The organism is Candidatus Nitrosopumilus sp. bin_6a (assembly GCF_054095695.1).
On sequence record NZ_JBSWSR010000008.1, the window covers coordinates 61333 to 83312 of the forward strand.

At 34.7% G+C, this 21980-nt stretch carries 35 protein-coding genes and 1 tRNA gene; 8 read left to right on the plus strand and 28 right to left on the minus strand.

Annotated elements, in window-relative coordinates:
* Nucleotides 1-32: 32 nt before the first annotated feature.
* The 4 genes from purQ to ACW9XA_RS08830 all read left to right on the plus strand — a co-directional run bounded on the left by purQ (nucleotide 33) and on the right by ACW9XA_RS08830 (nucleotide 4826).
* Nucleotides 33-713, plus strand: a complete 681-nt coding sequence (purQ, locus tag ACW9XA_RS08815) for a phosphoribosylformylglycinamidine synthase subunit PurQ (RefSeq protein WP_457763968.1) — start codon at nucleotides 33-35, stop codon at nucleotides 711-713.
* A complete protein-coding gene (purL, locus tag ACW9XA_RS08820; protein ID WP_457763969.1) occupies nucleotides 710-2884 on the plus strand; it encodes a phosphoribosylformylglycinamidine synthase subunit PurL in 2175 nt (724 codons plus the stop codon). The genes purQ and purL overlap by 4 nt, the downstream gene beginning before the upstream one ends.
* A 170-nt stretch (nucleotides 2885-3054) precedes the next feature.
* Nucleotides 3055-4497, plus strand: a complete 1443-nt coding sequence (locus ACW9XA_RS08825) for an amidophosphoribosyltransferase (protein WP_457763970.1) — start codon at nucleotides 3055-3057, stop codon at nucleotides 4495-4497.
* A gap of 50 nt (nucleotides 4498-4547) precedes the next feature.
* Nucleotides 4548-4826 (plus strand): DUF427 domain-containing protein, encoded by a 279-nt coding sequence (locus tag ACW9XA_RS08830; RefSeq protein WP_457763971.1) that lies wholly within the window; start codon nucleotides 4548-4550, stop codon nucleotides 4824-4826.
* Between the two features lie 265 nt (nucleotides 4827-5091).
* Here the strand turns inward: ACW9XA_RS08830 and ACW9XA_RS08835 are convergent, their stop codons facing one another.
* Nucleotides 5092-5292 (minus strand): hypothetical protein, encoded by a 201-nt coding sequence (locus ACW9XA_RS08835; protein WP_457763972.1) that lies wholly within the window; start codon nucleotides 5290-5292, stop codon nucleotides 5092-5094.
* A gap of 83 nt (nucleotides 5293-5375) precedes the next feature.
* Between ACW9XA_RS08835 and purC the strand changes: the two genes are divergently transcribed.
* The 3 genes from purC (at nucleotide 5376) to ACW9XA_RS08850 (ending at nucleotide 7603) form a co-directional block, all read left to right on the plus strand.
* Entirely contained in the window at nucleotides 5376-6200 is an 825-nt protein-coding gene (gene purC / locus ACW9XA_RS08840; protein WP_457763973.1) for a phosphoribosylaminoimidazolesuccinocarboxamide synthase, read from the plus strand.
* A gap of 347 nt (nucleotides 6201-6547) precedes the next feature.
* A complete protein-coding gene (locus ACW9XA_RS08845; protein WP_457763974.1) occupies nucleotides 6548-7051 on the plus strand; it encodes a helix-turn-helix domain-containing protein in 504 nt (167 codons plus the stop codon).
* A 147-nt stretch (nucleotides 7052-7198) separates the two neighbouring features.
* Nucleotides 7199-7603 (plus strand): PPOX class F420-dependent oxidoreductase, encoded by a 405-nt coding sequence (locus ACW9XA_RS08850; protein WP_457763975.1) that lies wholly within the window; start codon nucleotides 7199-7201, stop codon nucleotides 7601-7603.
* An 81-nt stretch (nucleotides 7604-7684) separates the two neighbouring features.
* Here the strand turns inward: ACW9XA_RS08850 and ACW9XA_RS08855 are convergent, their stop codons facing one another.
* Complete coding sequence (locus tag ACW9XA_RS08855; protein ID WP_457763976.1) at nucleotides 7685-8083, minus strand: hypothetical protein; 399 nt, start codon at nucleotides 8081-8083, stop codon at nucleotides 7685-7687.
* A gap of 102 nt (nucleotides 8084-8185) precedes the next feature.
* Nucleotides 8186-8671 carry a DUF4352 domain-containing protein gene (locus tag ACW9XA_RS08860; protein ID WP_457763977.1) on the minus strand — a complete coding sequence of 162 codons (486 nt, stop codon included), beginning with the start codon at nucleotides 8669-8671 and terminating at the stop codon, nucleotides 8186-8188.
* Between the two features lie 149 nt (nucleotides 8672-8820).
* Between ACW9XA_RS08860 and ACW9XA_RS08865 the strand changes: the two genes are divergently transcribed.
* Complete coding sequence (locus ACW9XA_RS08865; protein ID WP_457763978.1) at nucleotides 8821-9522, plus strand: hypothetical protein; 702 nt, start codon at nucleotides 8821-8823, stop codon at nucleotides 9520-9522.
* Between the two features lie 236 nt (nucleotides 9523-9758).
* Here the strand turns inward: ACW9XA_RS08865 and ACW9XA_RS08870 are convergent, their stop codons facing one another.
* From ACW9XA_RS08870 to psmA, 25 genes are all read right to left on the minus strand, one after another.
* Complete coding sequence (locus tag ACW9XA_RS08870; protein WP_457763979.1) at nucleotides 9759-9914, minus strand: hypothetical protein; 156 nt, start codon at nucleotides 9912-9914, stop codon at nucleotides 9759-9761.
* A 483-nt stretch (nucleotides 9915-10397) separates the two neighbouring features.
* Nucleotides 10398-10547 (minus strand): hypothetical protein, encoded by a 150-nt coding sequence (locus ACW9XA_RS08875; protein WP_457763980.1) that lies wholly within the window; start codon nucleotides 10545-10547, stop codon nucleotides 10398-10400.
* Between the two features lie 62 nt (nucleotides 10548-10609).
* Complete coding sequence (locus ACW9XA_RS08880) at nucleotides 10610-11059, minus strand: DUF2299 family protein (protein WP_457763981.1); 450 nt, start codon at nucleotides 11057-11059, stop codon at nucleotides 10610-10612.
* A 126-nt stretch (nucleotides 11060-11185) separates the two neighbouring features.
* The gene (locus ACW9XA_RS08885) at nucleotides 11186-11413 is read right to left on the minus strand and encodes a hypothetical protein (RefSeq protein ID WP_457763982.1); all 228 of its coding nucleotides are present in this window, start codon (nucleotides 11411-11413) and stop codon (nucleotides 11186-11188) included.
* Between the two features lie 10 nt (nucleotides 11414-11423).
* Complete coding sequence (locus tag ACW9XA_RS08890) at nucleotides 11424-11672, minus strand: hypothetical protein (protein WP_457763983.1); 249 nt, start codon at nucleotides 11670-11672, stop codon at nucleotides 11424-11426.
* 190 nt (nucleotides 11673-11862) lie between these two features.
* Nucleotides 11863-11936, minus strand: a tRNA-Asn gene (locus ACW9XA_RS08895).
* 71 nt (nucleotides 11937-12007) lie between these two features.
* Nucleotides 12008-12295 (minus strand): hypothetical protein, encoded by a 288-nt coding sequence (locus tag ACW9XA_RS08900; RefSeq protein WP_457763984.1) that lies wholly within the window; start codon nucleotides 12293-12295, stop codon nucleotides 12008-12010.
* Between the two features lie 16 nt (nucleotides 12296-12311).
* Nucleotides 12312-12869: a 50S ribosomal protein L6 gene (locus ACW9XA_RS08905; RefSeq protein WP_457763985.1), complete on the minus strand. Its 558-nt coding sequence runs from the start codon at nucleotides 12867-12869 to the stop codon at nucleotides 12312-12314.
* Entirely contained in the window at nucleotides 12859-13251 is a 393-nt protein-coding gene (locus tag ACW9XA_RS08910; RefSeq protein WP_014965061.1) for a 30S ribosomal protein S8, read from the minus strand. The genes ACW9XA_RS08905 and ACW9XA_RS08910 overlap by 11 nt, the downstream gene beginning before the upstream one ends.
* 6 nt (nucleotides 13252-13257) lie before the next feature.
* Entirely contained in the window at nucleotides 13258-13437 is a 180-nt protein-coding gene (locus tag ACW9XA_RS08915; protein WP_109875916.1) for a 30S ribosomal protein S14, read from the minus strand.
* Nucleotides 13437-13958 carry a 50S ribosomal protein L5 gene (locus tag ACW9XA_RS08920; RefSeq protein WP_457763986.1) on the minus strand — a complete coding sequence of 174 codons (522 nt, stop codon included), beginning with the start codon at nucleotides 13956-13958 and terminating at the stop codon, nucleotides 13437-13439. The genes ACW9XA_RS08915 and ACW9XA_RS08920 overlap by 1 nt, the downstream gene beginning before the upstream one ends.
* Before the next feature lie 4 nt (nucleotides 13959-13962).
* Nucleotides 13963-14679 (minus strand): 30S ribosomal protein S4e, encoded by a 717-nt coding sequence (locus ACW9XA_RS08925; RefSeq protein ID WP_457763987.1) that lies wholly within the window; start codon nucleotides 14677-14679, stop codon nucleotides 13963-13965.
* Nucleotides 14679-15125: a 50S ribosomal protein L24 gene (rplX, locus tag ACW9XA_RS08930; RefSeq protein ID WP_457763988.1), complete on the minus strand. Its 447-nt coding sequence runs from the start codon at nucleotides 15123-15125 to the stop codon at nucleotides 14679-14681. Before rplX ends, ACW9XA_RS08925 begins: the two co-directional genes overlap by 1 nt.
* 3 nt (nucleotides 15126-15128) lie before the next feature.
* The gene (locus ACW9XA_RS08935; RefSeq protein ID WP_300322773.1) at nucleotides 15129-15551 is read right to left on the minus strand and encodes a 50S ribosomal protein L14; all 423 of its coding nucleotides are present in this window, start codon (nucleotides 15549-15551) and stop codon (nucleotides 15129-15131) included.
* Nucleotides 15551-15874, minus strand: coding sequence for a 30S ribosomal protein S17 (locus tag ACW9XA_RS08940; protein ID WP_457763989.1), 324 nt, complete (start codon nucleotides 15872-15874; stop codon nucleotides 15551-15553). The genes ACW9XA_RS08935 and ACW9XA_RS08940 overlap by 1 nt, the downstream gene beginning before the upstream one ends.
* On the minus strand, nucleotides 15871-16137 hold the full coding sequence (locus ACW9XA_RS08945; protein ID WP_457763990.1) for a ribonuclease P protein component 1: 267 nt from the start codon (nucleotides 16135-16137) through the stop codon (nucleotides 15871-15873). The genes ACW9XA_RS08940 and ACW9XA_RS08945 overlap by 4 nt, the downstream gene beginning before the upstream one ends.
* Nucleotides 16134-16340: a 50S ribosomal protein L29 gene (gene rpmC / locus ACW9XA_RS08950; RefSeq protein WP_457763991.1), complete on the minus strand. Its 207-nt coding sequence runs from the start codon at nucleotides 16338-16340 to the stop codon at nucleotides 16134-16136. The genes ACW9XA_RS08945 and rpmC overlap by 4 nt, the downstream gene beginning before the upstream one ends.
* Complete coding sequence (locus tag ACW9XA_RS08955) at nucleotides 16337-17125, minus strand: 30S ribosomal protein S3 (RefSeq protein WP_300322781.1); 789 nt, start codon at nucleotides 17123-17125, stop codon at nucleotides 16337-16339. Before ACW9XA_RS08955 ends, rpmC begins: the two co-directional genes overlap by 4 nt.
* Nucleotides 17126-17127: 2 nt before the next feature.
* Complete coding sequence (locus tag ACW9XA_RS08960) at nucleotides 17128-17586, minus strand: 50S ribosomal protein L22 (protein ID WP_300322783.1); 459 nt, start codon at nucleotides 17584-17586, stop codon at nucleotides 17128-17130.
* A gap of 5 nt (nucleotides 17587-17591) precedes the next feature.
* Entirely contained in the window at nucleotides 17592-17987 is a 396-nt protein-coding gene (locus tag ACW9XA_RS08965; protein WP_457763992.1) for a 30S ribosomal protein S19, read from the minus strand.
* A 41-nt stretch (nucleotides 17988-18028) separates the two neighbouring features.
* Nucleotides 18029-18295 (minus strand): 50S ribosomal protein L23, encoded by a 267-nt coding sequence (locus ACW9XA_RS08970; protein ID WP_300322787.1) that lies wholly within the window; start codon nucleotides 18293-18295, stop codon nucleotides 18029-18031.
* Nucleotides 18292-19104 carry a 50S ribosomal protein L4 gene (gene rpl4p / locus ACW9XA_RS08975; RefSeq protein ID WP_300322789.1) on the minus strand — a complete coding sequence of 271 codons (813 nt, stop codon included), beginning with the start codon at nucleotides 19102-19104 and terminating at the stop codon, nucleotides 18292-18294. The genes ACW9XA_RS08970 and rpl4p overlap by 4 nt, the downstream gene beginning before the upstream one ends.
* Nucleotides 19104-20099 carry a 50S ribosomal protein L3 gene (locus ACW9XA_RS08980; protein WP_457763993.1) on the minus strand — a complete coding sequence of 332 codons (996 nt, stop codon included), beginning with the start codon at nucleotides 20097-20099 and terminating at the stop codon, nucleotides 19104-19106. The genes rpl4p and ACW9XA_RS08980 overlap by 1 nt, the downstream gene beginning before the upstream one ends.
* A 208-nt stretch (nucleotides 20100-20307) precedes the next feature.
* Nucleotides 20308-21117, minus strand: coding sequence for a putative RNA uridine N3 methyltransferase (locus ACW9XA_RS08985; protein ID WP_300322793.1), 810 nt, complete (start codon nucleotides 21115-21117; stop codon nucleotides 20308-20310).
* A gap of 31 nt (nucleotides 21118-21148) precedes the next feature.
* Entirely contained in the window at nucleotides 21149-21886 is a 738-nt protein-coding gene (gene psmA / locus ACW9XA_RS08990) for an archaeal proteasome endopeptidase complex subunit alpha (protein ID WP_300322795.1), read from the minus strand.
* Between the last annotated feature and the right edge of the window lie 94 nt (nucleotides 21887-21980).

The window sequence follows — 21980 nt, forward strand, 5'->3', positions numbered from 1 at the left end:
TAGTATTTGTATCTCTGAATGCTAAACTAATTGTGAAAGTCGGAGTTGTAGTTTTTCCTGGCAGTAATTGTGATCGGGACATGTATCATGTTTTGACTGATGTATTTCATTTTGATGCCCAATATTATTGGCATGAAAAAGGCCTCCCAAAAAATATTGACGCTGTGATTTTACCTGGGGGATTCTCCTACGGTGACCGGCTAAGGGCCGGAGTAATTGCAGCTCATAGTCCAATTATCAAAGATGTTAAAAAGATTGCAGAGAAAGGAATTCCTATTTTAGGCGTATGTAATGGATTTCAAATTCTTGTCGAATCTGGATTGCTTCCTGGTGTCTTACTCAAAAATGAATCTCTTAATTTTATGTGTGAGTGGACAAATTTGATTGTGGAAAACAATAACACTCCGTTTACAAATCAATTCAAACTCCATGAAAAAATTCCGATTCCTATTGCAAATGGTGAGGGACGATATTATGTAGATGACAATACAATGAAAAAATTAAAGAAAAAAAACCAGATTGTTTTTCGATATAGTGAAGTTGTAAATGGTTCTTCAGACAGAATCGCAGGCGTATGTAATGAAGACGGAAATGTTGTTGGAATGATGCCTCATCCAGAAAGAGCTGTTGAATCCGAGATTAATCCAATTGATAACAAACCCTCATCTAGAATTTTTGAGTCACTATTAATGACAATGGGTGCTAGTAAATGAGTTTAGAAGAACAAGAACTTTCTGAGTTAAAATCCAAAATTGGACGAGAGCCTACTCCTACTGAATTACAAATTGTTGCTGCTGAATGGTCTGAACATTGCTCTTACAAATCCTCCAAAAGACACCTCAAAATGCTGCCTATGACAGGCCCTCTTGTAATTAATGAAAAGGGATATGATTCTGGTGTTTTGGATGTTGGTGATGGATACGTTGTCACAGCACACATTGAAAGTCATAATCATCCATCTGCAGTAGAACCATATGGTGGGGCAGCTACCGGTGTTGGAGGAGTTATCCGTGATATCTTGTCTGCAGGAACTAGACCCATCGCAATTTTTGATGGATTAAGATTTGGTGATGTTGAAAAAGATTTGCAAGCCAGATGGTTGTTCAAAAATGCCGTTACTGGAATTGCAGATTATGGGAATTGTCTTGGAATTCCTACTATTGGCGGAGAAGTTGAATTTGATGAATGTTATGAAAATTATGCCCTTGTGGATGTCGCTGCATTGGGATTTGGCAAAAAAGAACATTTGATAAAAAACCATGCAAAGAAAGGCGACATAGTTGTACTGATGGGCGGCTCTACTGGCAGAGATGGAATTGGTGGTTCACAGTTTGCTTCAGATTCATTAGAGTCTGAAGACCGTTCTGCAGTACAAATTCCTGATCCATTCATTGAAAAATTAATCATTGAAGCAGTATTGCAGGCAAGAAATGATGGCTTGATTCATGCCATGAAAGATCTTGGCGGCGGTGGTTTGTCTTGTGCAATCTCTGAAACTGCCGATGCATTGGAGATTGGAATTGAAATGGATGTCGATAAAGTTCATACCCGTGAATCTGACATGCATCCGAGTGAAATTATGGTATCTGAATCTCAAGAAAGAATGTTGATTGTAACTAGTAAAACCAAACTGAAAAAATTACAAGCAATCTGTGAAAAATTTAGAATTGGCTGCTCTGTAATTGGCCAGGTAAAATCTGATAATCAAGTACATATCAAAAAAGGAAAAAAAACATTTGCTAATCTATCTGCAGATATTGTAGCTAATACAACACTGCTTGATCTTCCCTCAAAGAAACCTGGTTATCTGAAAACTATTGAGACTGAAAAAAAATTCAAGCCTATTCTTGATTATTCTAAAACCTTGATGAAATTATTAACTTCTCCAAATATTGCAAGCAAGATTTGGGTATATGGTCAATATGATCATGAGGTGGGAATTCGAACTGTTGTAAAACCTGGAAAAGATGCATCTGTTTTGAGATTGGATAATGGAAAATTCCTTTCTGCAAAAATTGATGGCAATCCAAAACATTGCTACATTAATCCCCGAGACGGAGCAATAGGCTGTTTTGAAGAAGCGTGTAGAAATGTTGTCTGTACTGGGGCAAAGCCAATTGGAATGCTTGATCATCTTCAATTCGGAAACCCAAAAGATCCTGAAATATTTTGGACCTTTTTAGAATCTCTAAAAGGTTTGACTGACTTTGCAAAATTTTTTGAAATTCCATGTGTTGGTGGAAAAGTGAGTCTATACAACGAAACTCCTAAGGGTCCGATAAAACCAACTCCTGTGATTGGCGTTATTGGATTAATTGACAAAAAACCCTCTGTCCCCCAAAAAATTTCTGAAGATGATTGTTTGATAATAATCGGTGATACCAAAGATGAGCTTGGCGGTTCTGAATTCTTTGAATATGTTCACAAATTTGTGGGAGGAAAGTGTCCTGTTGTTAATTTTGATGATTCTAAGAAAAACATGAATTCTGTTTTAGGTTTAATCCAAAATGATCTGATCAAATCTGCTCATGATTGTTCAAAAGGTGGATTGGCAGTTGCTGTATCAGAAATATGTATGACAAATCAAATTGGCTGTACTGTATTTTTGGATAAAGTACCTGGTGATAACCTGGATGTTGACAGAATCATGTTTTCAGAAAGTCATTCTCGTTATCTTTTGTCATTTGACAAAAAGAATCTCTCAAAGATTGAGAGTCTTCTCAAAAAGAATTATGTCTCTTTTAAAGAGATTGGTAAGTTTGGTGGTGTGGATATTCAGTTTTCACACAAAACTCAATCTGTTGTTAAATTGAATGTTGAAAAAACACACAAAGCCTGGCTTCATTCCCTTCCTGATTTGATTCTTCATGGGAAAACACCCTAGACTATTTTCATTCGAGAAGAGAAATTCTGATCGCATAAACTGATGAGCATTTTTATTATTCAAAGCTAGATCATGGATCAGGGAATGGAGTCATCATTTGATTATTCAATGGGATTTTATACTTTTTCTGATTTTTCAATATTCTCTGAAATGAAGGAGTTAATGTAGAGATGCCTAAAGTTAAGGAAAACTGTGGTGTTGTTGGAATTTACAGCTTATCTGGCACTAATGTTGTCCCAATGGTTTTTGATGCTTTACGAGCATTACAACACAGAGGACAAGAGGCCTGGGGATTTGCTGTTCCAAACAAACCTCCATTCAAAAGAGTAGGATTAGTTTCACATTCTTCATCGGAATTTAAAAAAATTGCTCAAGAATATGCTTCTCCTTGTGTGATTGGACATGTTAGATATTCCACGATGGGTACAAGCACTCTGGAGAATGCGCAACCCTTGAAAGTAAAAGACCTGTGTATTGCACACAATGGAACAATTGCCAATGCTCAGGAATTATCGAATTTGGTAGGTGGATGTTCTTTTACTCCTCAAAATGCAAGTGATACTCTGGTTGCAGCTCAACGATTGGTGTCATTAATTTCTGAAAATGGTCAAATGGGAAAAGCTCTTTCTATTTTGAAAAATGAGATGGTTGGTTCTTATTGTTTTACTTTTATTTCTGATGATAATTCTGTGTTTGCTGCAAGAGATCCTAAAGGATTCCGTCCAATGGTTCTAGGACATAAAGAATCTGATGATACGTACATTGTAACTTCTGAATCTGCTGCTGTTACCGCAGTTGGTGCAAAACTCCAAAGAGATGTTGTTCCTGGAGAGTTAATCAAACTAAGTAAAACTGGTATAGAAACTGAAATGTTTTCAGATGATCCTGCTCGTGCACATTGTTCTTTCGAATTCACATATTTTGCACATCCTTCTAGTAACATGGAAGGACACAACATTTACCTTTCAAGAAAAAAAATAGGACAATTTATGGCAAAAAAATTTCCTATCAAAGATGCCGATTTAGTAATTCCAGTACCTGATTCTGCAAGGCCTGCCGCATTAGGATATGCTCAAGCACTTGGTGTGTCTTTTGATGAAGGATTGCTAAAAGACAGATATAGTAAGAAAGGCCCTTTACGAAGTTTCATCGAACCTCATCAAAGTGATAGGGTAGAAATTAATCGCTGGATAATTCCAATTAGTGAAATAATCAAAGATAAACATGTGGTAGTAATTGATGACAGCTTGGTACGTGGTACAAGTTCTAAAGCAATTATCAAGGCCCTACGTCGTGCAGGTGCTAAAAAGATAAGCATGTTGATAACATATCCTCAAATCAACTATCCTTGTTATGCTGGAATTGACTTTCCTTCACAAGAAGAACTTGCCACGTTTACTAATGGAAAAAATATGACAGGTGATGAAATCACTGAGATGGTGCGACAAAGTATAGGTGTTGACTTTTTAGGATACAATGATGCTGAAAATCTAGCAAATGCAGTTGGAATGCCAAAAGATTCAATGTGCTTTACATGCTCGTCTGGAAATTATGACTCATTGGGAATAAAACCTGATTTTACTAAACGTGAGCAAGTAAAGGCCAAAATTTAGAATCTTTTTTTGGAGATTTAATTAAATATAGTTTGTAATATTTTCTATCTATGCAGGCAATCTGGAATGATGCAGTAATTGCAGAAAGTGATAACACTGTGGAAGTTGAAGGAAATCATTATTTTCCATTTGATTCAATTAAACAGGAATATTTTAAAAAAACTGATTTGACTACGTTTTGTGGCTGGAAAGGCATGGCTAATTATTATTCAGTTGAGGTCAATGGAAAAACAAACAAAGATTGTGCATGGTACTATGCTGATCCAAATGATGCAGCTTCTAAAATCAAAGGAATGGTTGCATTTTGGAATGGTGTTAAAGTCAAATGACTCTTGAAATGAATAATCCGTTTTTTGCAATGTTGATTCTTTTTGATTGACTTGTGCTGATTTGTCTTACCGTGAAATTAATGAAGAAAATATTTACACGAATGTATTTCTGAACACTCAGAAGAACAGAAATTAGAATTATATGCCAAAAAATCTTTGTGACAATTTCTACATTTTGCCATGTTTTTTTACCCGTCATAATAATTAAGTATTATCCTCATACCTGATGATGATAATATACTTCATTCATGAATTTTTATTGTAATTATCTTTCATCAATTTTTTTGTTATATTCATCTACTTGATGGTTATATTCATCAATTTTTCTATTTTCTTCATCGATATCTTCTTCAAAAAGTTCAGGATTTTCCTCCTGGGCTTTTTTCATCAGTTTTTTGAATGTGTCCGGATCATCTTTTTGCAGTTCTAAGAGCAATTTTCCTATTGATTCGTCCAGATTACTCATGCTGTATTTTACCTTCAAACTGGTATATTTCTTATCAAATGTACCACTAGCAGTTAAATTCTATTAAAATCAGGCATAATTGTTTGAAGTTTCTTACAAGTGGTAAAGTAAAGGATCTTTACGATGTTGATGAATCTACTATTCTATTCAAATTCTCTGACAGGGTATCTGCATATGATGTAAAATTCAAACAAGATATTCCGAGAAAGGGAGAGATTTTATGCAAATTTGCTGAATTTTGGTTCAATGAGTTGCATGTACCAAATCATTTCATCAGACGAGAATCCGACACTGAAATTCTTGTAAAAAAGATGAATATGCTTCCAATAGAATGTGTGGTTAGGGGCTATTTTTATGGAAGCCTAGTTAGTAGATGGAAAAAAGGTGAGGTAAACGTACCTGATGGAACTGATACTACATTGGCTGCAAAACTTCCTGAGCCAATTTTTGATCCTACCACAAAATCAGAACATGATATTCCAATTAACAAAACAAAAGCATTGGAGATGAACTTGGTTACTGAAGAACAATACAACTGGTTAGAAAAAACATCTGTTGATATTTACAAACAGATGGCTCAGATTGCAGATAATGCGGGATTCATTTTAGCTGATTTGAAATTAGAATTTGGATTATTGGATGGTAAAATTACGCTAGGTGATTCTATTGGTCCTGATGAATACAGATTGTGGCCTAAAGATTCCTTTGAAGTTGGGAAAATACAAGAAGCGTATGACAAACAATTGCTACGTGATTGGTTGACTGCAAATGGATATCAAAAACAGTTTGATGAACAACGCGATGCTGGCAAAGAACCGATTGCTCCTGAGATTCCACAAGAAATAATCTCAAAGATGACTCAGCGTTATGTTATCGCATATGAGAAACTTACTGGACATTCATTATAATTATAATTGAATGTTGGTTGCTGACTAAAAGTCAATCTTTGACTCGAATTTGATTTTCAAACATATCTGAAATGCCGTCCTAAAAGGTGATATGATGATATTGTTTTCCTAATTTGCCTTTTTTTGATATTTTTTAAAATTTTTGAAACCGTTACAATAATTTCTAGACCTATACTATTATCTTTGTAGTGCTATCAAGAAAATTGAATATGATACTACTTTTATTGTAATGGTTATCTAAAAAATGGTACCGGTACAATGATTGTTAAAGTAAACAAAAATTGATGCGATTAGACAAAAAAATATGATACAAGGATCTTTTAGATCGATTTGAAAGGTAATTCTATATGTCAACTCTGCTAGAAAAGCAAATCAAAGTTAATCGTATTGTTACGACCAGCCCTGAACACGCACGTGCAATTGAAGACCCTGCACGAGCAAAAATTGTGGAAATTCTATACCGACAAGCATTATCTGCTGATCAGATTTCAACTGCTCTAAAAAAGACAGGATACAAAAAAGCATTGACCACTGTACGTCATCATTTGGAAATTCTAAAAACATCTGGATTAATAGAAATTGTAAGGATTGAAGAGTCTCGTGGAGCCATAACGAAATTCTATAGTACATCCACAAAATTGTTGGATTTTCAGACTCCCGAGGATTTTGATTCAACATATTCAAAAATCATCAACAATACCTCTGAAAAAATTGAAAAAATACTCAAAGGATTGACTCCAAAGACAACAAAATCCAAGGGCAAAAAATCCGAAGAATATTCACAATACTTGGTAATGGAGATCATGAACAGGGCAGTAACAAATGTTCTTGAAAAATCAAACAAAAAATAATCTTGAAGTTAAACGGTATGTAGTTTGATACCGATCAAAAATTATTTTGTAATTTGTCTTATAATTTGTAAAAAAGAGAGCAAAAAATCTTTTTCTGCTTGACAGTTTCCCAAAACTGTTATCAACTGCATAAAATAATGAAAATCAATGGATGATAAAGTCGTAAAATTATTTTCAGAAAAAAATTTGGTCTTTATTGCAACAGTCATGAAAGATGGTGCTCCACAAGTTTCTCCTGTTTGGGCAAATTATGAGGATGGATATGTTCTTGTGAATACTGCAGAAGGAAGAATAAAACACAAAAATGTTTTACGTGATTCCAGAGTTGCGGTGTCTGTTGTATCTAAAGATAACCCTCTTGACATGACAACAATTCGTGGAACCGTGGAAGAATTAATTCCAGATCATGATTACAAACATGCAGACAAATTAACACAGCAATACATGGGGCGAGAACATTATCCTTTCAAACGTGATGATGAAAAAAGAGTTATCTTGAAAATAAAACCCAATAGAGTTTTTGTTTTGCCTGAATTAAAAATGTCAGAGTAATAATTTAGAATATTTCTAAATTCGAATTTAGAAACATAATACATTCAGTAGGAGAAATATAAAAAAGATAGCATAGACAGCTTAACGACGACGTTTAGCTGCCTTTCTCTTTGGAGCGGCTCTGCGTTTAGTAGCAGCTTTACGTTTTGGTGCTGCTTTTCTTTTTGCTGCCTTTCTCTTTGGAGCTGCTTTTTTAGCTGCAGTTTTTCTCTTTGGAGCGGCTCTGCGTTTTGTTGCTGCCTTTCTCTTTGGAGCTGCTTTTCGTTTAGCTGCAGTTTTACGTTTTGGAGCGGCTTTTCTTTTTGCTGCCTTTCTCTTTGGAGCTGCACTTACTGCATTCTTCCTTCGAGTTGCTGCTGCCTTTCTCTTACGTGCTGCTGCGGCTTTTAATGCTTCAGCTGCTGCTTTAGCTGCATTTCTCTTTCGAGTTCTTGCTGCTTTTTTAGCTGCTTCGGCTCTTTTGGCTTTAGATACTGCCATACAATTTTGCAAAAATCATCTGTGTTATATGGTTAAAGTCACACATTACTATGCTGTATATAGAAAAATTTGACAAATTTTTTGTTTTTTTGAATTTTACGATCAGCAATTTGTAATGCAAATCAAAGCTGTATCAACAGTTGATTGATCTTTTTGTGGACGAATAATTATTTTGTATTGTTTTTCTTTATCAAATGGAATATCAAACTGTGTTGTTCTCTCAATTGCTTGATCGGGCTCTAACCATTCTAAAAGCAAGTCTTTTGATGAAAATTCTCCATACACTGCTTCATGTTTTTGTTCTTTTTCATCAACAATGTACAATTGTCCTCCTGAAAAGAGTGTTTTTTCAGTTCCAATGTTTTTTGCAGTAATCCCAATCATCACAAACGTGTTTTCAGGTGTTACATCTTTACTTCCTTCATGTGTTCCTTCAAAGGTTACGATATATTCAACAGGTCCTACAGTAATTGTTTCTCCAGCTGTTGACTCTATGAAATTAGTTGTATATTGTGTATACATTATCATTGCAAGTCCCATTGAAGCTACAATTGCACCGATTACTATTACGATACCTACTCCTCCCATTGATATTTCTGAATAATTTTGGTATATAGTTGAAACTGCTCATTTTTGTTCAAATTTGTACCCAAAACCTAGGTATTTTGGCAAAATACGATCAAATAATGAATGTCATATGATCATATTACGCTCCGTTATTCTTTTAAGTCCCATATTTGGGACTTTTATCAATTAATAAAACAGTATTCCTTGGAGTTACTTTTGCTGCATTATTTGCAGTAATGATGGTATCTCCAGCTGTTGCTGATGACAGTACCCACCTCGATATCGAGAAAGCAGAAGTCAAAGAAATTGCTGACGGCTTTAAAGTAGAAATTAAGACTGGTGCAGAAATTCCTCAAGATGGTTCTGCTGGTGCATTTGGATATGGTGTTTTGACTGCTGGCGCTTCTAACGTATTAGCTGTTACAACTCACAAATGTGCTTCTGATAGTTTTGAACAAGGTTCTGCTGATGACTGTGATGCAACTGTAGGTTTACTACGTCTATTTGGAGGAGATGAATCTGAACATAATGACGCTACTTTTCATCCGCATATTTTAGACCTTAAAGTACCTGATGTCGGTACTTTTTGTGCTGATGAAGGTACTTCGTTTGAAGTAGATATTTCTGGAACTGTAGGTACTGGAAACAATGTTTCTCCTAGCAACTATGAATTGGAAGTAAAAGATGATAAAATTGAAGTAATTGCTACCATGGATGAATCAAACGTTGATCCTGATGGGAGCTCTGTTGCAGTTGCATCTTTTAACATTATTCCAAATACAGATGAAGATGGTTTGATTACTCATCTTTGTGTTGACGTTGACAACTTAGTTGAAGTAGAAATAGGCAAAGTAAACAAACACGGCAAATAAGTCACTTTTCTTTTCTCTTTTTCATTAATTTAGAGGGGTTTAGCTTTTACGCACGACTCTAAAAGATCATGCCCCTTTAGCTGGGAGAGCTTGGTGGAATTAGGGTTGGATATTGTATCTAGGTACAAGTGTTCAACCCCCCATCAAAACGTCTGATTTTGAAAATTTCACATTATGACTAAACCATGTATTTTTCAGGGGGGGTTTAACGCCTAGGCTTAATTTTGTAAAATTAGTTATTTTAGAAAGTTTTCTGAAATCATGGTAATTCCTTCCAAAATTTGTGAAAAAATACTTGATGTAAACAATCTGAATTGATCAAATACATTGTTAGTTGATTCAAATGATTCATTGATTGCAGTCTCACTAATCTGCAAGGATGCTTTTATCATGTTTTATTTTGATTAAATTTTGATTTTACTGGTTGCTTGTGCATTTGGACACACATTTGAGATGAAATAAGGGGGGGGGGTTTTAGAAGAAATATTTGCACAAAACCGCTGTTTATGGTTTTTATTATTTGAGATTTGCACATCTATTTTTACTGTGATATGCTGTGATATGCTGTGATATTGGTAAAATAATGACGTGCCCTAAAATTGCACATTTTAGGGGTCATTTCAATTCTTTCTGGACTGTTTTTACAATATAGTGCACTGCCAAGGCAATTCCTATCATTTTGAACAAATTACTCATTTGATTGGACCTCCATGCTCTCATATGTTTCAAGAATCTCATCTATCATCTTGAGAATGTTCAATTCTGAATTGCCTCCCACTTCATGGTCGTATTTTCAAGTTGTATTTTGCTGACATTGATGCTTACATTGATCTCAAAATTTTTTGTTGCATGTCTGAACAAAATGTTGAAAGCATTCATTTTATGAACACCACCAATGTTGCAATAACTGTCAAAACAAAAACCTTGTTCTTTGAAGCCTTGAATCTGAGAATTAGGCCATCTTTGAAACCTGCTTTTGGTTTACATGTTGTTGTGTATTTTGTTGTAAATTTTGTTGTTTTCATACAGTTTAATGGCGAATTTATAATAAAAAAGCCGCGTAGAACTGATAAATCGTCTATTTTTTCTAAAACGTTTTCAGCAAAAATCTTGCTGTTTTATCATATTTTTCAGAAACACTATCTATAGCATCCAGCATTGTTTGCTGATTGATGTTTTCTTTGTCATCTAGAACCACATAGACCCCGACCTTTTGTTTTCCATCTTCAGTGATGAATTTGTTTATTGCCTGTATTGAATAACAAAAATCTGACACTTTTTTCTCAAATCTCTTTTTTTCTTCAGGATTAAATCCCAAATATCTTGCAATTTGATTATTTTTCATTACTACTTTGGCCCCTATTACCAAAATTCCTGGTTGGCCTTTGGGCTCAAACACTTCTACTGGAATTCCATACTGCCCTGCATGTTTAACAAGAATTTGAAAGGTATTTTCAGGATTTTTCACTTCTTCAAAAGTCAATCCTTCATGAATTACCCATCTCTCAACATTATCTCGCATTCTGGATGCACTCATAAAAAACATCTAAAACTAGTTCTATATGATTCTAAATCTAATGATTACATGAATAAATTTAGAATATTTCTAAATTCGAGTTTAGAAATAATGATTATCCGTACATGAAAAACAAGAAAACTATTGTTAAATATTCACATTGAAACCTGAATCTAATCCTGGAATGGATGCTGCAATCAAGACGTTTAATATGATTCCAAAGATCATAAATGCAATTCCTAGATACAAACAATTTCTTGCTTTGCGAGGATCATCTTGACGTAAAACAAAGAATGCGATAATTCCTCCAATTATTCCAAAAAATATTGGCAACAAAAACCATGCATTACTTCTTGATTTTTCCGGATAGGTCATAATTACCCCATTATTTTGCAATTATTGCTTTTTTTTGTAATTGTGTAATTTCAATTTCAACTGTCTCTAAAGGATCATCTACTTGATTGCGTCTGATTGAAAACATCTTTGGTTTTTCAAAGTCATCTGTGCAATCAGGACATGCATAGACTAGTACTCTGTGTTCGTTTGGTGCTTTTGGATTTGATAATCTTGGGTAATACACTAATCTGGCCCCACAATCCACACAATATCTGTTGGCCCTTCTAGTTCTGACCAATGTAAACCTCCTGCATTATTCTTAATATGCGATCATCTATTAGATCTATGTTGTCTAATAGAGTAAACAAATTACTAACAACCGATCAATGTTTCTAAATTCGAATTTAGAAATATTGTTATTTTTACACCTTTGATATGTGATATTTATACAAATAGAATGTTTCAAAACTCGAGTTTAGAAATAAGAGCGCCTCCCACCAGACTTGAACTGGTGACCAACCGGTTAACAGCCGGTTGCTCTACCACGCTGAGCTAGGGAGGCACAAGATAAGACCTTGCCAAAAGTGATTTAATCTTTGCGACTATACAAAATAGACTGAAATTAGAAAATGTTCAGTTGAATTTCACAAAAAACTCTTTGATTTCTTTTGCATGACTCTCAACTAATTCTATAATCTCTAGATGTTCATCGGCTGTAGGTTCTCTTCTGTGAACAATTTGAAATGCACTTAGTGCGGAACCCACCATCTCTCCAACAAAAAAACCACACAAAAAGTCCCCAATGTTGCCACATTCCCATGTTTCCCCAATCCTTGGGGATGCTCCTGCAGATTTGTATAATTCTAATGTTTGTTGGATTAAATCAGTAGTCTGTTTTGAAAATTCAGGATCTAGAGTCATTGACTAAATTAGAATTTTATTTTTCTATACCTTTACTTTTTTCAAATGAATAGATACCATCTAGGAAAACTCTGTGATCTTTATTCTTTACTTTAGATTTTAGTTCAATGTTTGCTGCAGTTTGAGTAATGTCTGTCCATACTTCTCCTGTGAGTATTACATCTTCTCCTTTAGGAACTACTTTGGTGTTACCTACAATATGTGTAATTCTTGGTGCACGTTCTCCTTGAAAGTTTTCAATTAGGATTTTTTTACCTTCTACTTTTACAGTAATTGGAAAGTGTGAAAATACAACTTTCATTTTAATTGTATATCCTGTTACTAGACCTTCACAAATGTTTCTGATAATTGATCTTGCAGTATGTAAAATTGCATAATCTTTTTTCTTTTGGTTAATTGCGGTAAGTAGAACTTTTCCATCATTTACTTCTATGTTGATTGGTATGCTTCTGAAACTCTTGTGTGTTTTTCCCAATGGTCCTGCAAAGGATACCATGTGTTTGTTTACTGTGACTGTTACACCTTCAGGAATATCTACCTGGTCTTTGAATTCTTCAATTTGTTTAGTAGACATATCCTATCAAAAATCCTCCTATTCCTTTTTGTGATGCTTCATGATGGGACATTACTCCTTGATTTGTAGTAACAAGAAGCATTCCTCTGTCATATGCAGGCAAATATTGTTGCTCCCAGTTATTGTATTCGTCGTTTTTGACTTTGAATCTTGGGGATATTGCGCCACATTTGTTAATTTTTGCTAATAGTTTTATTTTGAATTTGCCACCTCGCTTATCATCAATATGTTCAAATTCTCCAATATAGCCATCTTTCTGAAGTGTTTTTAGGACTTCAATTCCTAACTTTGATGTTGGAAGAATAACACAATCGGATTTTCTTCTGGCTTCATTATTGTAAAGTGTGACAAATAGATTTGCTAAGATGTTTGTTGCTGGCATGTTATCTCACTTGTTTTTCCTGAACCCTAAAGATGTTGCGACTTCTCTGAAGCATCGTCTGCATAACATTAAATCATATTTTTGAATAACTGCGGTATAATCTCCACATCTTTTACACCATCTGGAACCTCTACCAAAGTCATGTTTCTTTCTACCTGTTGTTTCGTAAGATCTATCTTTTGCCATTATGTTACGGTCACTCCAAACTCTTTTGCTAGATAATCTTTTGCTTCTTGACTTTTGATAACATGAGTTTTACCTACTCTTGCCTTGTGTTTACTTCTAGTTCTAATTCCATATCCTGGTCTGGTCAATGTAATTGAAATTCCAAGACCTAGAATTCCTATTTGTGGATCATACTTTACATCTGGTATGTCTATATGTTCATTAATTCCAAATGAGAAATTACCAAAATTATCAAATGATCTTCCGTTTACTGTGTTTCCTTTAGCTTCAAGTAATCTTTTCAATAATGCTACTGCATCATCTCCTCTGATTGTAACTGCCACTCCTATTGGTTCTCCTTTTCTAACTCCCCAATCCCTGTATGCTGCTTTTGCATTTCGTGTAGAAGGTTTCTTTCCAGAAATCTGTTCTAAAGCTTTTTGTGCAATATTGATAACGTCACCTGATTTACCAAGACCCATATTCAATACGACTTTCTCTAAAGAGATTTTCTTCATTGGGGATTCTGTTACTTGAGACATATGATCACTTTAATTGAATTATTGGCTCCTCTTTTCCAATTGGCATAATGATGTCTGCAGGTATTTCGATTTTTCTATCTTCTAGTGCTAAGATGACTCTTTTTGGCAGAATGAATGTTCCTTCTTCAATGGTTTCAATTTTTCCTATTCTGCCTGCGTTGTTTCCTCTTGTCACTAAGCCTTGACAACCTGTTTCTAATTTGATTATTTCAAGAATTTTTTGATCTGGAATTTGTATTAGACAAGTATCGCCTATGTTTACTTTGGCATCTGACAATGTTGAACGACCATCATGAAATCCAATTTGTAATTTACCTTTGTTGATTGTTGTTTTGCTTGTAACTCTAACGAGTTTTTTAGATTTTTCTGATTCGTTTATTTTAATTGGTTTTAGTAATTTGTCTTCTGTAGGAACCAGACGATAGATGTCTTTGACATCTTGTAATTCTACCACATCCATTAAACCAATTGCATGATGAAGTGATTTTCTTACCACTCCGTCAATCTTTACTCTACCAGAGTAAATTGCAGATTTTGCTTCTCTCAAACTTGTGACAATATTCAATGTGTCTCTAAGAAATACTGCTGTTGGAACTGAATGACTCTTTTTATGTGGACCTGGTTTTACTGTGATTACAAATCTCTTGTCTTTTCTAGCAATTCCCCAAAATTGTGGGGCCATTTGACGTTTGAGTTTTTTACTACCTGATATGCTTACCATTATTCTTTATCTCCTTCTTTTTTGGCCTTGTCTGCTCCTTTTGTTTCTTTAGGGGCTTCTTTGGATGACTCAGATCCTGTTTTTGCTTGTTTTTGTGGTTCTTTTCCCTCTAATTTTGAAATTCTCCATTTGTCTTCGCTGTTAAGTGAAGTAACTACTAGATTAGATGTGTGAATATATACATCAAATTTGTCTCCTTTAGTTTTTTCTTTCTTAACTCCTTCAATTGCTACACTGCTTTTTTCTACAGATACGTTTGAGACTTTGCCATCTACTCCTTTGAATTCCCCTCTAAGTATAGTGACGCTATCTCCTTCTACGACTCTGACACTTCTTTTTCCATATTTTTTACGAAGATCTTTAGAAAGTGCACTTCCAAGTTGTTTATTTTTAGTTTGGAATGTTGCTTGGTAAATCATCTGATTACGCATTTTAGTTGGTTTCATTTTTTATACCACCATTGATGCCAAGTTAGCTACTCTTGGCCATTTCTCTGAAGCTTCTGCTGCTACTGGTCCTTTGATGTCTGTTCCTTTTGTTTCTCCCTCTGGAGTGATAAGTACTGCTGCGTTATCTTCAAAACAAACTCTTACACCGTTTAATCTACGTACTGCATATTTTTGTCTAATAATTACTGCGCCATAAACTTGCTTTCTTAGTTCTGCAGGACCTTTTTTTACTACAACATTACAAAAATCCCCCACCGATGCTGATGCGAGTCTTGATGATCTAGTGTGATGTCTTGGAACATTGATGACTTCTAAAGTTTTAGCACCTGAATTATCTGCACATACAATATTTGCTCCAATTGGAATTGCCTTAGTTACATATGGTCTAAATTCTTCTACTCCTTTACCTGCTTGCTTTGCCATTATGCCTTAACCTCCACAACAACGTAGGATACTGATTTTGAAATTGGTCTGCATTCTGCAGTCAATACATGATCTCCTGTTTCAACATCAATACACCCTGGAACATGTGCATGAATCGTACTTGTTCCTCTTGCATATCTCTTAAATTTACTAAAGTAAAGCGGTGCATCTTTTTGTAAAGTAATGGTTTGTTTTGCTTTACTTCCAGTTACTTTGCCATCAAACAATTTACCTCTTACTGATAAACCTCCGTGGAATGGACAGTGTTTATCTGTACATTCTCTAGTTGGCTCTTTTACCTTAATTCCTATATTTTGAGTCATGCTTTTCCTCCGATTCTATCAAATGGTCTTTTTGCAATTTTTGAACCTTCAACAACAATTCCTTTTCCACCGATTGTGAATTTCCAACTATTGGTAGATTTTGCTATTGACTTTACACCCTTTTCTGTATTTATTGCAAACATTGATTTTGTTTCATTAATGATTCTTCCATTTAATCCTACTACTTGAGGGTTGGTTGATTTTGTTATTTCTGTATCTAATCCAATAAATTCATGTGACACTATGTTGTCTGCAGTAATCATTTTTCTCTCCTCATCTCATTTAATCGTGTTAGCATTCTTGCAATATCATGACGTAGTGGTTTTAGTTTGCCACTTTCTTTTCTTAAGGTTCCTTTAGATGCATCAATTCTTAATTTGGCAAGTTCAGTACGTGTTTCTTGAACTTTACTTTTCAGATCTTTTTCATTTAATTGGTTAATTGTTTTCATACTTAGTCTGGTCATTTCATTTTGGCCTCCTCTTCTTCCATTGTCTCAAGTTCTTCCATTTTCTTTGCTTCTAGTGCAATTCTTTCGGATTCTGATCTTGCTTTATCTAATTTGCCTTTAGCTTTAACAACTTCAACTTTGGCCCCTTCCACATCAATTTCTTCAATTTTTATTTTATCTGCTTTTGCTTGTCTTTCTTTTCTTGATTTTTCTGTTCTCATCTCAAATTCTGGAATGAGTCTTTCTTTTCTTGCAATTCTAATTCTAATTCCAATTAATCCCATTGCTGTTTGTACATGTGCAATATCTTCATCTACTACAATTTCTGCATGATGTCCTGCTCTTGGTAAAATCCCTTGAGTGTGTTTTTCAAATGCTGAACGGTCACCTCTAAGTTTGCCCGAAATTGTAATTTGAACGCCCATTGCTCCCCCTTCCATGATTTGCTTTAATGTCCACATGGTCGCTCTTCTAAATGCAGTTCCTCTTTCAAGATGTGATGCCATTCTGTTGCACATTACACTTGGTGCAAGTTCTGGTTTTTCAATTTCAACTACTGAAATTTGTGGATTCTTTAATCCAAAGTCTGTAGCAAGTTTATCCGTTAATGATCTAATTCCGGAACCTTTTCTACCGATGACAATTCCTGGTCTTGTTACATGTAATGCAACTCTTGTTCCTACGGGTGTTTTTGATATTTCTGCATGTGAGAAACCTGCGTCTTTAATTGCCTCTCTAAGATAATCTTTGAGTAGCATCATGTTATAGTTGTCTTTGATTACATTTTTTACTGCAGACATTTCTAAATCTCCTTTGCCACCAATTCTACGTGAGTTAATACATTGTTCTTTGGAGTTGCTCTTCCCATTGCTCTTGGGATGAATCTTTTTACAATTACTCCTTTATGGACAGTTGCGTTTACAATTCGTAATCTATCTAAATCCATTCCTTTGTATTCTGCATTTGATTCTAAATTATCTAAAACTTTGATAAACTCTTTTGCTGTTTTCTGTGGATAACGTCCTGACATTACACCTGGGTCTGGTCTATGTCCTACTTGATTTTTATATCTTCTAAATGGAACTGCTCTTTTCTCTTCAATAACTGCAATAAGGTAATCTCTTGCTTTTTCTATTGATAGACCTCTAATTGATACTGCAACTTCACGTGCATGTTTGTGTGAGATGTCTTTCTCTCTTAATGAAGAACGAACATGTCTCGTTGGATCATAATTTTGGAAAGCGTAATTGAATCTACCCATAATAATCACTTTAGCGGTACGTAGAGACTGGATCTTGATGCACCAACACCTGGGGCACCGTGTGAAACTCTCTTGTTTGTTATTACATATTCTCCCAAGTAATGTCCAATCATTTCTGCTGTCATTGCAACTGGTTGGAATTCTTTTCCTGAAAATACATTTACTGTAACACCTACCATGTATGGTAGAACAATCAAATCTCGGACATGAGTTTTGATTGGATTTTTTAATTTTCCTGCTTTTGCAGATTTTATTTCTTCAATTAGCTTTCTTTTTCCGTCTGTAATCCCTCTAGTTAATGATCGTCTTTGTCTTGAATTGAATAATAAGAATAATTTTTCTAATGATAGATTATCTAGTTCCTCTTTTGGAATGCCTCTGTATAAAAATTCTTTAACCATTTCTTATTTCCTCTGTTAGTCTTCGAGTTTTATGGTCCATATTATAGCATTCCTATCTTTGTTGCCAGGTCTCTAGCTTTTTCGGTGTTTTCAAATTGAACAAAAGCTTTTTTGCCATAAATTGTTCTTGCAGTGTTCACTTTTTTGACATTTTCTTTGTAAAGTGTTTTAACTGCTTCTGAAATTTCTGATTTATTAGCTGATCTCTCTACTATGAAACAAATTTTACTCTCATTTTCAACCATTGCAAAGGTTTTTTCTGTAATGTATGGCTTGATGATAATTTTCATTGCTTGATCTACATTCATTGTGTTTTCACCATTACTTCTAGATGTGTTGATTTAATTTTTCCAATCTCTTCTATTGCTGATTTGGAATATACTGTTAATCTAATAGGATCAGAACCTGGAGCTAAATCTAAAACACTGAGTTCTTTCACATTTCTTACTTCTACTCCTGGCAATGAACCTGTTGCTTTTGATAAATTAGAAGAATCTGCAGTTACAAACAATACACTTTTTCCTGTTTTTTTACTTCTTCCTCTAAGTCTGGATTGTCCAGAACGTGGTTTTCGTGCGTTTAGTCTTTTAACATCTTGTGATAATTTCAATGAGTCCATCACTTTAGTGATTTCATTTGTTTTTGAAATGGATTCTATGTCATCTGAAACTATAATTGGAAATGATTCAATGCCTTCTATTTTATGACCTCTTAATTCTACAAGATTTTTTGATGCAGTTGCTGCAATAGCAGAACATAGAGCTAGTTTATTCTCCTTTTTGTTCAATTTCTTGTAAATTACTTTCTCAACAATTGGTGGATGTGCTTGTCTTCCTCCTCTTGTAGATGCTACTTCGGCTCCTTGTCCTTGTCTTCCACCACCACCACCTTGCATTCTTGCTACACGAGATACGCCTTGTCCAGTTGGAGGATCGTTAGAATCTGCAACTACATCCATGCCTGCCATTGGCTTTCTTCCCTGTCTTTGGAATTTGTGTGATGTCAAGTTTGTGAAAGCTTTGTGGATTAATTCTCTTCTAAATGGTGTTGAGAAAATTATTGGTAATTCTATTTCACTATCTTTTGTTCCTGTGGTTGTGTATGTTGTTATTTTCATTATATTACAACCTCCAAAATGTTTGGTTTAGTAATCTTAACTGGTGCATTTCTGATCTGTGTTCTTAGTTTAATCAATCTCTTGTAAGTTCCTGGAACAGAACCTTTTAGAATGATGAAATCTCCTTTAACCAAACCAAAGTGTTTGTATCCGCCATCTGGATTAATTTTTATTTTATCTGATTCTGTATTGCCCATAATCATAATTCTCTTATCGTATTCTACCCTTTGATGAAATCCTGTTTGACCTGCTCTTGGAACTGTATACATGACACTTTGTGGTGAAATTGGACCTAATGAACCGACTTCTCTTACTGTTTTTCTTGATTTGTGTTGTTTCTTCTTAACGTTCCATCTTCTCATAACTCCTTGCCATCCATGACCTTTTGTAATTGCTGCAACATCTACAGTTGCACCAGTTTCAAAAATTTGTTCAATTTTGATTTCTTTTCCTAATGATTCTTTGACATGTGCAAATTGTTTTTCAATATCTCCACCGCTTACCATTGCTTCAAAAATATATGGTTTTTTCATTTCTAATCCTGCGTCTCTTGGAGAAACTGCTACAATTGCATAGATCTCTTTGATTTTTCTTAATCTTGATTCTGCATTCTCAATTGATCCTGCTGTATTTTTAATTGTAATTTCTTTTGCAATGTTTTTTGGAATATCTTCTGCATAGACATCAAACTCTGCATGTTTGCCATCATGATCTTTTGAATAACCTCTGATTCCTAAAATTAAAACTGGTGGTGTAACTAACACTGTTCCTAAACTTACCAATTGTTTTCCTGCATTGGGAACTTTATCACGATCATCAATGCTTACAATCTGAACACATCCTGCTTTGAATCCACAATGTGCTAAAATTTTTGGTTCATCTGTTGCTGAAAGTTTTGGCCAAGCTCGAATTCTTGCTTCCATGCTTTTTGCACGAACTCTAGGTGAGTATGCAAGACTGCCTCTACGTGGTTGATGTCTTTTACGAGCTCCCATGATTAAATCGAATCATCGAAACCCCTCTATTAAACCATGTGAGATATCGTTAACCACTAAAAAAAACTAGGTTAACCAACTGTGCCTAGTTTGTCATGGAAAAAATACATCTGAAATGGAATTCCAAATTGTATATCCTCCAATAATTACACCTATGACCCCAAATCCTATTGCCAATAACAAGAAATTTTTTCTTTCCGTCATGTTGTTACTGTCTGTGAGCATTAATAATTGCCAGAGTTCCAAGAAGTGCTTCTTCTAGACGTACTGTTTCAGTGGCTTGATTTGGAAAAAAGTTTAATGATTTTGCATTTTGCACTTTGTTCATCCTCCCACCTATGATCTCATGTATCCCTTTTTCTGGAGATCCAAACACGACTAGAGTTGGCTCATCTGATTTTGTGTATTTTGTTAGTTGTTCACTTGATACGGGCTTTCCCTTTCTTGATGTCAAAATTATATTTCCTTTCCATTCTGATAATATTGAAAACAAGTTTGCTCTTTCTTTTACTGAATATCCCCAATATGTTGGAATTTCACTTTTGTCGATATCTTTGATTGATAATTTAGGATATCCTTCTTTGAATCTAACTGTAACTCTTTTCCCAGTAGTTGTATTCCCATAATATTGAATTAATTGGTTAATTCCAACATCTACAAATTTTTTTCCTTTCACACTAACTACAATTCCTTCTCTGATATCTCCTGTTTTGATTTTTTTAGAATTCACTGGTGTAACATGGCTAGGAATTCTTAATGGGTGTAATACTCCTGCAAATTTTAGATCATTCATTTTAGGGAATAATCGTCTTCTCAAAAATTGCGGTGTTTCTAAATATTTCAGAATCATTACCATCAGACCTCCTTCTGATTTATTGTTACCTTCTTGATAGATGTATATTGTATCCACTTTAAAAATTGCACACGCTCTTGCTAATACTGAAATTTTTCTGGTCTTGTCAATTTTCAAAGATTCGTCTGATAATGCAGACTGGGGAATTGCAACAGATAATTTCAATGTAATTTAATCTCACAGGTATTATGGATAATTATTTTTGTTCGTGTGGATATTTCTCTTTGGCAACATTGGCGTATTTTGTAATCTGCTCTTCTGAAACCAATTCATACAATCCAGTTTCTTTTTTGATATGTGCCATCCTGATATGACTTGTTCCATCTTTATCTTCACTTGAAAGATAAATTCCTGCAGAAGCTAATGCTGAAGCATCATCAAGTGAAAGATCTTCTTTGTATGTTTTTTCTAAAAAGTCAGTTACTTGATCAGATCCAGAACCAATTGCTATTGCATCATATGAGATGTATGTTCCACTAGGATCAGTTAGATACAATTGAGGTGTATTGTTTACTACGCCTCCAAGAATCAATGCAACACCATAAGGTCTTACACCTGCATACTGTGTATATTGTTGACATTGATCAGCTAAATGTTTAGCTATTGTTTCAACTTCTACAGGTTCATCGTAAATCATTTTGTTACTTTGTGAAAAGAATCTTGCATTATCTACTTGACTTCTTGCATCTGGGATATATCCTGCAGCTGCAACTCCTACATGATCATCAATTTGAAAAATCTTTTGAGCTGTATCTGAAATTTGTAATTTTCTAGGTTTCTCTTCAACTGCAATTATAATTCCGTCTTTACATTTTATTCCAACAGCTATTGTTCCTCTTCTTACTGTTTCAATGGCGTATTCTACTTGGTATAATCTGCCGTCTGGTGAGAATACGGTAATAGCTCTGTCGTAACCTTGTTGTGCAGGAAGCATTTGATTGCAATGCTTTGATTATTCAATTTAAACCATGCCCACAATTCAGAACCTTCGTTGCTTTGATCGGAGCCTATGTAGATGATTCGATTTC

Coding starts and splice junctions, on each gene's coding strand:
- purL (WP_457763969.1), top strand. CDS start 710: ATGAGTTTAGAAGAACAAGAACTTTCTGAGTTAAAATCCAAAATTGGA.
- ACW9XA_RS08825 (WP_457763970.1), top strand. CDS start 3,055: ATGCCTAAAGTTAAGGAAAACTGTGGTGTTGTTGGAATTTACAGCTTA.
- ACW9XA_RS08830 (WP_457763971.1), top strand. CDS start 4,548: ATGCAGGCAATCTGGAATGATGCAGTAATTGCAGAAAGTGATAACACT.
- ACW9XA_RS08835 (WP_457763972.1), bottom strand. CDS start 5,292: ATGAGTAATCTGGACGAATCAATAGGAAAATTGCTCTTAGAACTGCAA.
- ACW9XA_RS08845 (WP_457763974.1), top strand. CDS start 6,548: ATGTCAACTCTGCTAGAAAAGCAAATCAAAGTTAATCGTATTGTTACG.
- ACW9XA_RS08850 (WP_457763975.1), top strand. CDS start 7,199: ATGGATGATAAAGTCGTAAAATTATTTTCAGAAAAAAATTTGGTCTTT.
- ACW9XA_RS08855 (WP_457763976.1), bottom strand. CDS start 8,083: ATGGCAGTATCTAAAGCCAAAAGAGCCGAAGCAGCTAAAAAAGCAGCA.
- ACW9XA_RS08860 (WP_457763977.1), bottom strand. CDS start 8,671: ATGGGAGGAGTAGGTATCGTAATAGTAATCGGTGCAATTGTAGCTTCA.
- ACW9XA_RS08870 (WP_457763979.1), bottom strand. CDS start 9,914: ATGATAAAAGCATCCTTGCAGATTAGTGAGACTGCAATCAATGAATCA.
- ACW9XA_RS08875 (WP_457763980.1), bottom strand. CDS start 10,547: ATGAAAACAACAAAATTTACAACAAAATACACAACAACATGTAAACCA.
- ACW9XA_RS08880 (WP_457763981.1), bottom strand. CDS start 11,059: ATGAGTGCATCCAGAATGCGAGATAATGTTGAGAGATGGGTAATTCAT.
- ACW9XA_RS08885 (WP_457763982.1), bottom strand. CDS start 11,413: ATGACCTATCCGGAAAAATCAAGAAGTAATGCATGGTTTTTGTTGCCA.
- ACW9XA_RS08900 (WP_457763984.1), bottom strand. CDS start 12,295: ATGACTCTAGATCCTGAATTTTCAAAACAGACTACTGATTTAATCCAA.
- ACW9XA_RS08905 (WP_457763985.1), bottom strand. CDS start 12,869: ATGTCTACTAAACAAATTGAAGAATTCAAAGACCAGGTAGATATTCCT.
- ACW9XA_RS08910 (WP_014965061.1), bottom strand. CDS start 13,251: ATGCCAGCAACAAACATCTTAGCAAATCTATTTGTCACACTTTACAAT.
- ACW9XA_RS08915 (WP_109875916.1), bottom strand. CDS start 13,437: ATGGCAAAAGATAGATCTTACGAAACAACAGGTAGAAAGAAACATGAC.
- ACW9XA_RS08920 (WP_457763986.1), bottom strand. CDS start 13,958: ATGTCTCAAGTAACAGAATCCCCAATGAAGAAAATCTCTTTAGAGAAA.
- ACW9XA_RS08925 (WP_457763987.1), bottom strand. CDS start 14,679: ATGGTAAGCATATCAGGTAGTAAAAAACTCAAACGTCAAATGGCCCCA.
- rplX (WP_457763988.1), bottom strand. CDS start 15,125: ATGAAACCAACTAAAATGCGTAATCAGATGATTTACCAAGCAACATTC.
- ACW9XA_RS08935 (WP_300322773.1), bottom strand. CDS start 15,551: ATGGCAAAGCAAGCAGGTAAAGGAGTAGAAGAATTTAGACCATATGTA.
- ACW9XA_RS08940 (WP_457763989.1), bottom strand. CDS start 15,874: ATGACTCAAAATATAGGAATTAAGGTAAAAGAGCCAACTAGAGAATGT.
- ACW9XA_RS08945 (WP_457763990.1), bottom strand. CDS start 16,137: ATGATTACTGCAGACAACATAGTGTCACATGAATTTATTGGATTAGAT.
- rpmC (WP_457763991.1), bottom strand. CDS start 16,340: ATGACCAGACTAAGTATGAAAACAATTAACCAATTAAATGAAAAAGAT.
- ACW9XA_RS08955 (WP_300322781.1), bottom strand. CDS start 17,125: ATGTCTGCAGTAAAAAATGTAATCAAAGACAACTATAACATGATGCTA.
- ACW9XA_RS08960 (WP_300322783.1), bottom strand. CDS start 17,586: ATGGGTAGATTCAATTACGCTTTCCAAAATTATGATCCAACGAGACAT.
- ACW9XA_RS08965 (WP_457763992.1), bottom strand. CDS start 17,987: ATGGTTAAAGAATTTTTATACAGAGGCATTCCAAAAGAGGAACTAGAT.
- ACW9XA_RS08970 (WP_300322787.1), bottom strand. CDS start 18,295: ATGAATGTAGATCAAGCAATGAAAATTATCATCAAGCCATACATTACA.
- rpl4p (WP_300322789.1), bottom strand. CDS start 19,104: ATGAAAATAACAACATACACAACCACAGGAACAAAAGATAGTGAAATA.
- ACW9XA_RS08980 (WP_457763993.1), bottom strand. CDS start 20,099: ATGGGAGCTCGTAAAAGACATCAACCACGTAGAGGCAGTCTTGCATAC.
- psmA (WP_300322795.1), bottom strand. CDS start 21,886: ATGCTTCCTGCACAACAAGGTTACGACAGAGCTATTACCGTATTCTCA.